We start from the raw sequence: 11,956 nt of genomic DNA on the forward strand, positions 1-11,956 counted from the left end.
GGTGTTAGAGGTATGAAAAATACAGTGAGAGTCCTCTTATTTATTGCTGTTCTTGTGCTAAGTTATATTTTTTATTTTGATCAGTACCTTTCAGGAATGGTCAAATATATTAGTCTGGTTTTTACTTTCTCTGTAATTGTGATAGGATTTCTTATCTTCTTTGAGAATCGTCACCCCACTCAAACAATAACATGGTTAGTTGTTTTAGGTGCTTTCCCATTCCTTGGTTTTATCTTCTATTTATTATTTGGCCGAAATTACCGGAAAGAGAAAATGTATAAGAAGAAGTACATATTGGACAAGGAAACTTATAATAAATTTGAGCCTGGCCCTAAGGAAATGAACGCTGAAATGTTTGGTTTGTTTCAGGAAAAGCACTTTCAGCTTGCTCAGCGAATAGGAAACAGTGCCATTTCTTTTTCCAGTGAAACGAAGCTTTTAACCAATGGTAACGAGACATTCGGGGAAATCCTGAGATGGTTAAAAACTGCCAAACATCACATTCATATGGAATATTATATTGTCCGTCATGATGATATTGGAAATCAGATTAAGGATATCCTTATTGAACGAGCCAATAATGGGGTGAAAATTCGCTTCCTTTATGACGCGGTTGGGGCATGGCAATTATCAAAGGATTATATTGCTGAATTAAAAGATGCAGGGATTGAAGTGGTTCCATTTGGTCCCGTTAAAATTCCTGTTCTCAATAATAAGTTTAACTTCAGAAATCATCGCAAGATCATCGTCATTGATGGAAGTATTGGATTTGTTGGGGGACTTAATATTGGCGATGAGTACTTAGGTAAAAATCCACATTTTGGTTTCTGGAGGGATACCCACCTGCTTGTAAGGGGGGAAGCGGTTCGTACGTTGCAGCTCATCTTTCTACAAGATTGGTATTATATGACAAATGATGATTTCTTGACTCCAGGGTATTTAAGCCCTGATCCATTGGAAGATGCAAACGATGGTGGAGTTCAAATGATTGCAGGAGGACCTGATAATGAGTTGAGCGTTTTGAAGAATATCTTCTTTTCGATGATCACTTCTGCAAGAAAAAGCGTATGGGTAGCATCACCATATTTCATACCGGATGAAGATATTTTCTCAGCACTTAAAATTGCTGCTTTAAGTGGTGTGGATGTCAGGCTATTGGTTCCCCATAAGCCTGATAAACGAATTGTATTTCACGCTTCACGATCTTATTTCCCTGATCTTCTCGAAGCAGGAGCCCGAATCTTTGAATATCAAAAGGGCTTTATGCATAGTAAGATCATCATTGTAGATGAAGAAATGGCATCAATCGGGACATCAAATATGGATATGAGAAGCTTTCATTTAAATTTTGAAGTCAATGCATTTCTATATAAAACAGAAAGTACCGATTCTCTTGTGAAGGAATATTTACATGATTTAGAGGATGCAGAAGAACTTAAGCTGGAAGAGTTTCAAAAGAGACACCTTGGCTACCGGTTATTGGAATCCACTTCACGCTTAATGTCACCTCTACTATAAGATGAAGCCTTCAAGTGATTATTTGCTTGAAGGTTTTTTTGAAGGATTTTCACGATTTTTGGCGAATAATTATTGAAGGAGGTGTTCTATGTTAACAGCTTTATTTCAAGAGAAAGTGTTTTCTACCATCCACTACACAAGAGAGGAATTAAAGAATCTGCGAAGTAAGCGTCTTATATTTCTCTGTCCTCATTGTTCATCCGAATTGAACCTGCGCATCGGAAACCAAAACGTTCCACATTTTGCTCATTATTCACAGTTCCATTGTGAGATCGGAAAGCAGCATGAGTCACCGCGACATCTGCTTAGTAAGCAACTGCTATATGAAAGATTAAGAGAGCTTTATACGGAGGTAAAGGTTGAATATTTTGTAAAAGAGCTTCAGCAAATCGCTGATGTTTATGTAAAAACAAAATCAAAAAAAGTTGCCATTGAGATTCAATGTTCTTCCATTCCCATTCCCGACATCCTTTCTAGAACTGGAGGATATCACAGTCAAAACATCACTCCGTTTTGGATACTTACCCAACCGGTGACAGTAAAGCAAAAGGGATTGTTGCATTTACCGTCATTTCAGCAAGCCTTTATCAGGTATTCACCCCATGTACACCATTTTCTTCTACAATTTTCTCCTGAAGATAGAAGCCTTACATTATTTACTCATCTCATACCTGTTTCAGTCTCAGCTTTTATTAGTGCAGCACCTGTCAGGATCCCTATCGAGCAATTCACTCTTCCTTTGTCCATTCAACATTCTACAATCAATCACCTGTATTTATTAAAAAACTGGAATCAATTCCGAATGAAGTGGATCTATAACAAACTTCATTACAATAAAGCGAAAAACGATTTATTTCTAAGGGAAGTGTATAGAGATGGGGATACATTTTTATATTTACCTTTGTTTGTTGGAATGCCTGTTTTCCCTCATGGGATTCATTTTAAGAATCATGCGATCGAGTGGCAATACTATTTATGGAAGGATTGCATGAAAAAGGATCGATTTATTTCAGAGGAAAAAGTAGCTGGGGTGATAAAAAGAAGGATGGATAGAGGATATTTAGAATTCCGTTCGTTTCCTTTTGTATCGAGGGATCATTTGCTAAAGGATTTAGTAAAGAGTTATTTGGCTCTCTTGGAGGATATGCAGGTGGTAAGAAGGATGGAGGATGGAAACTATCAGCTTATACAGACGTGGAATTGTCCAGACAACTTTCCAGGTTTCGAACAGCATCAGAATGAGTTTTTTCCTAAATGGAAGCATATATTAAAAAAGATCCAATAAAGATTGTTTAGTTGCAGGAAAATCTTAGATAAGAGAGAATGTAACTATAAGGAATTTTCTGTAGATTTCAGAATGGAGGATGAATATGTCAAAAGATACAGCTGCGAAAAGTCTGCCTGGCAGGAAAGAGGTAGAGGAGAAGTTAACGTGGAGATTGGAAGATATATTTGAGAGTGATGAAGCGTGGGAAAAAGAATACAAAGAAATTAAAGAGTTAACAGGCAAAGCTGACGAGTTTAAAGGAACTTTAGGTGAGAGTGCAGAACAGCTTTATAAAGCATTTGCCTTCCAGGATGAAATTATGGAACGTATGGGCAGGGTATATACATATTCTCATATGCGATATGACCAGGACACAACCAATTCATACTATCAAGGACTAGATGACCGTGCCAAAAGTCTTTATACTCAGTTAGGGAGTAAATTTGCCTACTTAGTGCCTGAAGTGCTTTCGATTGAGGAAAGTAAGCTTCAAGGATTTCTTGACGAAAAAGAAGAGCTGAAGAAATATAAGCATGCTTTAGAAGAAATTAATCTCCAGCGTCCACATGTTCTTTCAGCGGAGGAAGAAGCATTACTTGCTCAAGCTTCCGAAGTGTTCAGTGCGGCGAGTAACACGTTTGGTATGCTGAACAATGCAGACTTGGAGTTTCCGAGCATTAAAGATGAAAACGGGGAAGAAGTAGACATCACACATGGCCGTTTCATTCGTTTCCTGGAGAGCAGTGATCGACGCGTGCGGGAAGAAGCGTTTAAAAAAGTGTATGAAACATATGACAAATTCGAAAATACGTTTGCCTCTACATTAAGTGGAGCAGTGAAGAAAGATAATTTCGTCGCAAACGTTAGAAATTACGATTCAGCAAGACATGCGGCATTATCAAATAATAATATTCCTGAACAGGTGTATGATAACCTGGTTGATACTGTCAATAAGAACCTTCATTTGCTGCAGCGCTATGTAAAGCTTCGTAAGAAAGTATTAGGCTTGGATGAAGTTCATATGTATGACTTATATACACCATTAGTGAAGGAAGTCAAGATGGACATCAGCTATGATGACGCACAGAATATGATCCTGGATGGCTTAAAGCCTTTAGGAGAAGAATATGCCAATGTCCTTAAAGAAGGCTTTGATAACCGTTGGGTGGATGTTGTCGAGAACAAAGGAAAAAGAAGTGGTGCATACTCTTCAGGAGCATATGGTACCAACCCTTATATCCTCATGAACTGGCAGGATAATGTGAATAATCTATTTACACTCGCACATGAGTTCGGGCATAGTGTTCACAGCTATTATACGCGCAGTGCTCAGCCGTACACGTACGGGCATTACTCCATCTTTGTTGCCGAGGTGGCTTCTACGTGTAATGAAGCTTTATTGAATGATTATCTATTAAACACAATTGATGACGAGAAAAAACGTCTGTACCTATTAAATCATTACCTGGAAGGATTCAGAGGAACCGTTTTCCGTCAAACTATGTTTGCAGAGTTTGAACACCTCATTCATAAAAAAGCCCAAGAAGGAGAAGCACTTACTTCTGAATTCTTAACGAAAGAATATTATGAATTGAATAAGAAGTATTTCGGAGAAGACATCTCCATTGATGAAGAGATTGGATTGGAATGGGCTCGAATTCCTCACTTCTACTACAATTACTATGTTTATCAATATGCAACCGGCTTCTCGGCTGCGACCGCACTCAGTCAGCAAATCCTTGAAGAAGGAGAGCCGGCAGTTGAACGCTACATCGATTTCCTGAAAGCGGGCAGTTCTGATTATCCGATCGAAGTACTGAAAAAAGCAGGAGTGGATATGACAACCTCCAAGCCGGTAGAAGACGCGTGCAAAGTCTTTGAAGAAAAGTTGAATGAAATGGAAGAACTTCTTGAAAAATTACAGTAAATAGAGATCAGGAGCTATTGGTTTAAAAATAAACTCCCCTTAGAAAGGAATATATTCTAAGGGGAGTTTATTTTGGTAGTATTTGCCAAACGAGGTCCGTCCCTCATTTCATTGATTTGAATCCTTTGAAGCGGTTGCGGTTTCCAAGGGAGTTGAAGAAGAGCAGGAGTGAGAGAAAGAGGATCGGGGATGTTATATAGATCGGAACAAGGCGCATGAGTCCGAGGATGTTTATGAAGAAGCTGATCAGGATTAACAGCAGGAGGATTCCGTATTTTATTTTTAGTGCCATATCATTTCCCTCCCGTGATAAGTTGTCTTATAGACATATATATGAAGGAGGGGAAGAGAACATGAATGGTTTTTGACAATATTGTGAAATACCATACAAACAACTTGCCAATACAAGTGGATGCGTGATATATTATCAGTGTGAAGTTGATCACAAGCAAACATATACCCCTTTGTTTGACCGTGAAAAATTTCTCCCATCCCCTTTGTTCGTATTGAAAAACCGATGTTGGAAACAACATCGGTTTTTCTTGTTTATAGGCTTATTTTAATATATTGAAATAATTAATCGCTTATATATTTCCAGAAAGTTCCGTGCTTTGCAGGGAGCCTCTTTACTTTTTGCTGAAGTGTCCATTTCTTCATTTGCTTTTCTACTTCTTCAATGGATAAATCATAGACAACGGCTATTTCCTTCGATGCCACTACACGATAATATTTCATAAATACTTCCAGTGGAGGCAATGGTTGCTTATCAGGCTTCTCCCCAAGCATTTCTTCAATAATATGAACATATACCTCGTAGGAATACAATCCCGTGATCTTTAAGCCTTCATCTTCAATATTTTCATTAAAGAAGACCAATGTAGGAATTTCTTCTACTTCCATCTCAGATGTGATCTTTACATCACACTGAAATGCTTTGGACGCAGATGATGAATTGATATCGTTCATAAATTCACTCAAATCGAGCTTGGCGGCTTGAGCACACTCCTTGAGTACCTCGATATTGGAAATGTCCTGTTTCTGTAAGAATAATCTTTCCTGTAAAAATCTTAGAAACCGGATACCCGAATGCTTTCCTTGAAGCTCGGCAGCTTTAATGGCGAATGAAGCAAGATAAGGTGAATCAATTGGATTATCTATCCATAAGCTTCCGTCACATGACATTCCCGAACGGCTGGCTGTTTTATCCCATTGTTGTGCTAAATCTTCCTGCTTACGTTTGGTCGCTATGTTTAAAGATGCAAGCTGGCCGCTCAAAATATAACGAATACGAAAGTATTGTCCGTATTCAATGTGCAATTTCTTTAAGATTGGTTCAAGCGCCCAGCATTCCGGGCAAAGAGGGTCAACAAACATATATATTTCCAGAGGTTTCTTATCGTTTCCACACCCTTTAAGGTGATGCCAGCTATTTGTTCTAGTCAATGGTATTACCCTTTGGTGTTTCTGTATTCACCATATGATGGGCGGTTAATACGAGTCTGTGAAAAAAGTCATCTCTTACTGGACCCTCTAGATTGACTTCATCCATTGCCTCATGCATACAGCTTAACCAAGCCTTTGCCCGATCCTCCGTAATGGGAAATGGCAGATGCCTTGCGCGCAGCATGGGGTGACCATGCTCCTCTGTATAAAGCGCAGGACCACCTAAATATTGAGTTAGAAATTGTTTTTGTTTGCGAGCTGTCTCGGTTAAATCATCAGGAAATATTGGTGCTAACTCGGGATGATTCGCTACTTTATTATAAAAAGCTTCAACGAGCATGGAGAGTTTCTTTTCGCCGATAAGATTATAAGGCATGTGTGGTTTCTCGACCATAAGAATGACTCCTTTTTACTTAGATTGTATGTTTATTCTAGCAAGCATTTATTTATATCTCAAACAAATCGCCTTACATCAACTATTATTCCTAAATTAGTGTAGCCTTTTTTCTGATGTCTATCCTGATTTCAGGAACTTGGGGGGAATGATGAAGATGGATTTAAGAGGAGGTAGTGCTATCAGACTATAGTTTTGTCTTAAGTTTTAATAGGAAAATACATAAGAAAAGGCTGACCAGGAAGTTGTGGTCAGCCTGTTTGAGGGGTCATGCAAAATAGTGGTCGGTCACTTTTTTCACATAAGCAGTGGTTTCTTTAAACGGTGGAATGCCGTTGTATTTATCAACATTTCCAGGACCTGCGTTATAGGCTGCCAGAGCCAGTTTAACGTCCCCATTATACTTATCGAGCATTTGCTTTAAGTATTTTGTACCGGCGAATACGTTTTCTTCCGGGTCAAAGATGTTGTTTACGCCTAGCCCCCTTGCAGTACTGGGCATGAGCTGCATTAACCCGGATGCACCTGCATGGCTGACTGCATTAGGGTTGAAGTTGGACTCAATATTAATGACCGCTTGAATCAGTTTTATGGGGATACCATAGTGATTGGCCGCGCGGGAGATGATTTCATCAATCTCCTGAGGAGCATTCTGGTTCGGTTTGTTCAAAGCGGAAAGTCCAGGAGGAGGTGGTGAAACAGAGAACGCTGTTTTGGTTTCCAGTGCCTCTTTAACGGCACCTAATGTTTGGTTGATATTTAAATGGTTCTGGTTAGTGTGAAGTGCCTGATTTAATAGTTGTTGAAATAGATCGCTGGACACACCAGTGTTTTGCTGAACAGAAGATACTGAACCCAAGCTGTTTAGAGCTTGCAACTCTATCATCGTTCTCAACTGCTGAACATTCATGAGTATAACTCCTCTTCTGGAAGACTTTATTCATATACTATATCGGTAATCGTCAATCCTTTTTTAATTTTTCCAGGTAAAAACGTTTGATTTTATTATCCGTTTCCCGTAGTGGAATGTTTAGTTCCTCCAGTAAGTTCAGGAATATTGCTTCACCTGATTTACGCTCTTTCACTTCATATTCCAGCTCATAGTCTACCTTTTGTAAATATGAACTTTTATCGAAGACCAGGAGCCCGTCTTTATAGTCGATTTCAGCCCGGCTTGTCGTCAGCGTTCCGAAATAATGAAGGGACCCAATGGGGGTTTGAAGGGAATTCAGAACATCTTTGACTTCTCCTTCAGGAAATGCCCCTTGATGTAAAAGCGATTCAGACTCTTCCTTTGTTAACCTTTGGTTCGTTTCTAGTAGATCCTCTTCTAAAGGGGTTTTTAAGGTTAATGTATAAGTCCCGTTCCTCTCTCGGATTCTTAAGGCTGATTGTTTACCTTTTAATTGATAGTCCGGCGTATCAAAATAGTGATTGTCTTGAGATGAGAAATCCTCATCTTTTATATGAAAATGTGAGGTTAATCGCGTAAATTCATCTTGTGTTACTAAATTCTTGAATTCTATTTCAATTTCCTGTGCCATGAGAGACATCCTTTCCTTACATACTTCTTATATTATCTCTTTAATAAAAGAGAACTTCAATGTTTAGATGAAATGGTTGTCTTATGTTAAAATGATACTGATTGTTTAATGGAAGGATGAAGAAAAGCATGAGGAAAATAGTTCAATTTAAACACACAACATATGAAAACGGTACATTATTCTTACATACCGACCAAGCAGAGCTCCTGCAAGGAACAACGGCAGCTGGTCAAATTATTGCGGACTCCGATCGCTATGCTTTTGTATACTTAGCAGAAAATGAAGAGGAATATGTTTACTTATACCTTGAAGAATCGATCTGGGATGAATTGAAAAAAGCACTTCAGGAAAAGAATGCAGTCATTGCAAAAAGCGATGATTATTCTTTGGAGTTGGATCAATTCACTGAAGAGCTCGACTATCTTGTGACCAATATAGAAGGAAATGGCAACTACGGTGACGAAATGGTAAAAAAGGTAGAGAGCGTATTTCTTGATAAGTAGTCACGTGACGTAAAGAGGTGAGGAGAATGAATCACTGGGAACAATTTTTAGCTCCCTACAAGCAAGCGGTTGACGAATTGAAGATTAAGCTTAAAGGGATGAGGGGAGAATATGAACTTCATAACACACATTCTCCCATTGAATTTGTGACTGGAAGAGTAAAGCCGATCGCGAGTATTCTTGATAAAGCAAATCAAAAAGGGATCAAGCTATCTAATATTGAAACAGAAATGCAAGATATCGCGGGACTCAGAATGATGTGTCAATTCGTGGAGGATATTCATGTGGTAGTGGAAAAGCTACGTGGACGGAATGACTTTACTATTATAGAAGAAAGAGATTACGTGACCCATAAGAAACAAAGCGGGTACCGTTCCTATCATATTGTCATTGACTATCCGGTTCAAACGATTCACGGAGAAAAAAACATTCTGGTAGAAATCCAAATTCGGACACTTTCGATGAATTTTTGGGCTACGATAGAGCATTCTTTGAATTATAAGTACAGTGGACAGATTCCCGAGCAAGTTCGTCTTCGTATTCAAAGTGCTGCTGAAGCAGCATTCAGACTGGATGAAGAAATGAGTTTGATTCGTGAAGAAATTCAGGAAGCCCAAGTCATATTTACAAACAAAAAGGAAAAGGATCAACGGGGGAAAAGCTCTAAACCAAATCAACAGTGACTTAAAGGGGGTACACGAATGAAGTTCGCGATTACATCAAAAGGTGATTCGAAGTCCAATACATTAATGCACAAAATGAGGACCTATCTCCAAGATTTTAATTTAACCTATGATGATGATCAACCGGATATCGTCATATCGGTTGGAGGAGATGGGACGCTGCTTTATGCATTTCATCGCTACAGATCCCGGTTAGATAAGACAGCATTTGTAGGTGTACATACAGGACATCTCGGCTTTTATGCCGATTGGGTGCCGGAAGAGATCGAGAAGCTCGTGATCGCCATAGCGAAGACACCTTATCAAATCATCGAATACCCTTTATTAGAAACAATCATCCGCTATCAGCATGGGGGGAAAGAAACCCGTTACTTAGCGTTAAATGAATCGACGGTCAAAAGCGTTGAAGGAACCCTGGTAATGGACGTGGAAATCAGAGGCCAGCATTTTGAACGATTTAGAGGAGATGGGCTCTGCTTATCGACTCCATCAGGTAGTACGGCTTACAATAAAGCACTTGGCGGGGCAATCATTCACCCGTCTCTTCCAGCTATTCAATTCGCTGAAATGGCTTCCATCAATAATCGTGTATTTCGTACCATCGGATCACCTTTGATTTTACCTGCACATCATACATGTATGCTAAAGCCTGTGAATGGACCTGATTTCCTGGTCACCATCGACCATCTTTCTCTTCTTCATAAAGATGTGAAGAGCATTCAGTATCGAGTGGCTGATGAGAAAATCCGTTTTGCCCGCTTCCGTCCATTTCCCTTCTGGAAGAGGGTGCATGATTCCTTTGTGGCGGATGAATGACTTAAGGCTGGGAAGTGTAAGATGAAATTCTATACATTGAAATGGGTCATCCCTTCCTCCTATGACGGGAAACTGATGAGAGAGTTTTTAATCGATCAGCAGATCTCCAAGCGTACACTTACTTCTGTGAAGTTTGATGGAGGGACTATAACCGTTAATGGAAAAGAAGAAAATGTCAGATATCATCTTATAGAGGGGGATATTCTTGAGATGAAGTTCCCTGAAGAAAAAGGGAGTGAGTCTTTAGTTGCTGAAGAGATTCCATTGTCAATCATATATGAGGATGGGGATGTTCTCGTAGCGGATAAGCCATCGGGTATGAAATCCCTTCCGACTAAGAATGAGCCGACAGGAAGTCTCGCCAATGCCATTGCCGGTTATTATGAGAGGGTAGGTATTTGTTCGACGGTTCATATCGTTACTCGATTAGATAAGGATACATCGGGGCTTGTTCTAATAGCAAAACACCGCCACGTTCATCATTTATTCAGTCTTCAGCAGAAGGTGCGGGGAATTAAGAGAACGTATGAAGCGTTTGCAGAAGGTCGGTTGGACTCGGACGCTGGTACGATCGAAGAGCCTATCGGCCGGAAATCGAATAGTATCATTGAAAGAGAAGTTCGGCAGGATGGCCGGTATGCCCTGACACACTATAGAGTGATAAAGCGGTTCCAGGATTTCGATCATATTGAGTTGAGTTTGGAAACCGGGAGAACACACCAAATCAGGGTTCACATGTCATTTATCGGACACCCCCTGGCAGGGGATGATTTGTATGGAGGCAGTGTGGTGTTGATTAGAAGGCAGGCACTACACTGCAAGAATCTGTCTTTTTTTCATCCTGTTAAAAAAGAATGGGTGCATTTGGAGGCTGAGATGCCTCGGGATATGCGGATTTTACTTGAAACACAATAAAAAAAGAGATTCTTTTCGGTTGAACTGAAAAGAATCTCTTTTTTGTGGGAGAAAGAAGTTTAGGAAGAGTATTTTTCAATCAAACTCCCGAAACTTCTCCTCCACAAAAGGCATGCTCGACCCCACACTCACCACTTCGATCTCAGGGTATCTCAAAGCAGTCAACTTCCCGCCAAACACAGCTCCTGTATCAATATTTGCAGTCTTATTAACGATCCGTGCCTCTCTTACCGGGGTGTGGCCATATATGATCCACGGGTCACCTTTATAATCCGAAGCCCAGTCTTTTCTGACCGGCGTTCCGTCTTCATTCTTCTCACCTGTGATGTCACCATAGAGAACGAATGTTTTCACCCGATTACTCTGCTTTCCGATCAGCTCTTCTTTTATACCGGCATGGGCAATGATTAGCTTTCCGTCATCCAATACGTGATACAAAGGGGACTGTTCATACAAAGAGAGAAACATATCCCGATATCGGTCACGTTCACTCCGGGAAAGGGCACTCAGTTCCGCTACTGTCGTTTCCAGCCCGTGCAGGATCTTCACATTATTCCCCAGGAAGTAGCGATAGAGTTTATTACAATGGTTTCCGGGGACATAGTAAAGAGATCCCTTTTTAAACAGATTAAAGACCGTTGAAATGGTCTGAAGCGAGTGATGGCCACGGTCAGTTAAATCCCCTACAAAGCCGAGCAGCCTTCCATGTGGATGAACGGGGAGACCGGATGTCCAATCGTAGCCTAACTTTATTGTTAATTCTTTGAACTCTTTAAAACAGCCGTGAATGTCTCCGATTATATCTATTTTCATAGGATCCCTGCTTTCCTGTAGCATTTTTCTTTTCTTTTCGGTTATTTTATGCCATATTAATGATTCAGTCTTTCATATAGAGCGGATGTTTATTCATAATTTTAATATCCCTTCCGTACATAACCAAATCCAT

At 39.9% G+C, this 11,956-nt stretch carries 13 protein-coding genes; 7 read left to right on the top strand and 6 right to left on the bottom strand.

Annotation, left to right across the window (positions count from 1 at the left end):
• The first annotated feature begins 12 nt into the window (after window positions 1–12).
• The 3 genes from cls to pepF all read left to right on the top strand — a co-directional run bounded on the left by cls (window position 13) and on the right by pepF (window position 4,712).
• Entirely contained in the window at window positions 13–1,518 is a 1,506-nt protein-coding gene (gene cls, locus ACYH0O_RS08715; protein ID WP_482631966.1) for a cardiolipin synthase, read from the top strand.
• 88 nt (window positions 1,519–1,606) lie between these two features.
• Complete coding sequence (locus ACYH0O_RS08720; protein ID WP_482631967.1) at window positions 1,607–2,803, top strand: competence protein CoiA; 1,197 nt, start codon at window positions 1,607–1,609, stop codon at window positions 2,801–2,803.
• A gap of 85 nt (window positions 2,804–2,888) precedes the next feature.
• Complete coding sequence (gene pepF / locus ACYH0O_RS08725; protein ID WP_482631968.1) at window positions 2,889–4,712, top strand: oligoendopeptidase F; 1,824 nt, start codon at window positions 2,889–2,891, stop codon at window positions 4,710–4,712.
• 103 nt (window positions 4,713–4,815) lie between these two features.
• Here pepF and ACYH0O_RS08730 read toward each other — a convergent pair whose 3' ends face one another.
• The 5 genes from ACYH0O_RS08730 to ACYH0O_RS08750 form a co-directional block, all read right to left on the bottom strand.
• Window positions 4,816–5,004 carry a hypothetical protein gene (locus ACYH0O_RS08730; RefSeq protein ID WP_482631969.1) on the bottom strand — a complete coding sequence of 63 codons (189 nt, stop codon included), beginning with the start codon at window positions 5,002–5,004 and terminating at the stop codon, window positions 4,816–4,818.
• A 284-nt stretch (window positions 5,005–5,288) separates the two neighbouring features.
• The gene (locus tag ACYH0O_RS08735; RefSeq protein WP_482631970.1) at window positions 5,289–6,155 is read right to left on the bottom strand and encodes a ClpXP adapter SpxH family protein; all 867 of its coding nucleotides are present in this window, start codon (window positions 6,153–6,155) and stop codon (window positions 5,289–5,291) included.
• Window positions 6,148–6,549, bottom strand: a complete 402-nt coding sequence (locus ACYH0O_RS08740; protein ID WP_149155206.1) for a globin domain-containing protein — start codon at window positions 6,547–6,549, stop codon at window positions 6,148–6,150. The genes ACYH0O_RS08735 and ACYH0O_RS08740 overlap by 8 nt, the downstream gene beginning before the upstream one ends.
• A 268-nt stretch (window positions 6,550–6,817) precedes the next feature.
• Complete coding sequence (locus ACYH0O_RS08745) at window positions 6,818–7,459, bottom strand: lytic transglycosylase domain-containing protein (protein ID WP_482631971.1); 642 nt, start codon at window positions 7,457–7,459, stop codon at window positions 6,818–6,820.
• Between the two features lie 52 nt (window positions 7,460–7,511).
• On the bottom strand, window positions 7,512–8,093 hold the full coding sequence (locus tag ACYH0O_RS08750) for a CYTH domain-containing protein (protein WP_482631972.1): 582 nt from the start codon (window positions 8,091–8,093) through the stop codon (window positions 7,512–7,514).
• Window positions 8,094–8,221: 128 nt separating this feature from the next.
• On the opposite strand from ACYH0O_RS08750, the gene ACYH0O_RS08755 reads away from it, so the two are divergent.
• The 4 genes from ACYH0O_RS08755 to ACYH0O_RS08770 are packed head-to-tail and all read left to right on the top strand — an operon-like array spanning window position 8,222 to window position 11,010.
• Complete coding sequence (locus ACYH0O_RS08755; RefSeq protein WP_482631973.1) at window positions 8,222–8,596, top strand: UPF0738 family protein; 375 nt, start codon at window positions 8,222–8,224, stop codon at window positions 8,594–8,596.
• A gap of 26 nt (window positions 8,597–8,622) precedes the next feature.
• Entirely contained in the window at window positions 8,623–9,279 is a 657-nt protein-coding gene (yjbM, locus tag ACYH0O_RS08760) for a GTP diphosphokinase (protein WP_149155210.1), read from the top strand.
• Window positions 9,280–9,297: 18 nt separating this feature from the next.
• Window positions 9,298–10,095: an NAD kinase gene (locus tag ACYH0O_RS08765; RefSeq protein WP_034763479.1), complete on the top strand. Its 798-nt coding sequence runs from the start codon at window positions 9,298–9,300 to the stop codon at window positions 10,093–10,095.
• Between the two features lie 21 nt (window positions 10,096–10,116).
• Window positions 10,117–11,010, top strand: a complete 894-nt coding sequence (locus ACYH0O_RS08770; RefSeq protein ID WP_482631974.1) for an RluA family pseudouridine synthase — start codon at window positions 10,117–10,119, stop codon at window positions 11,008–11,010.
• A gap of 75 nt (window positions 11,011–11,085) precedes the next feature.
• On the opposite strand, the gene prpE is transcribed toward ACYH0O_RS08770, so the two are convergent.
• The gene (gene prpE / locus ACYH0O_RS08775; RefSeq protein ID WP_482631975.1) at window positions 11,086–11,823 is read right to left on the bottom strand and encodes a bis(5'-nucleosyl)-tetraphosphatase PrpE; all 738 of its coding nucleotides are present in this window, start codon (window positions 11,821–11,823) and stop codon (window positions 11,086–11,088) included.
• Window positions 11,824–11,956 lie beyond the last annotated feature (133 nt).

The organism is Rossellomorea sp. H136, assembly GCF_056838065.1.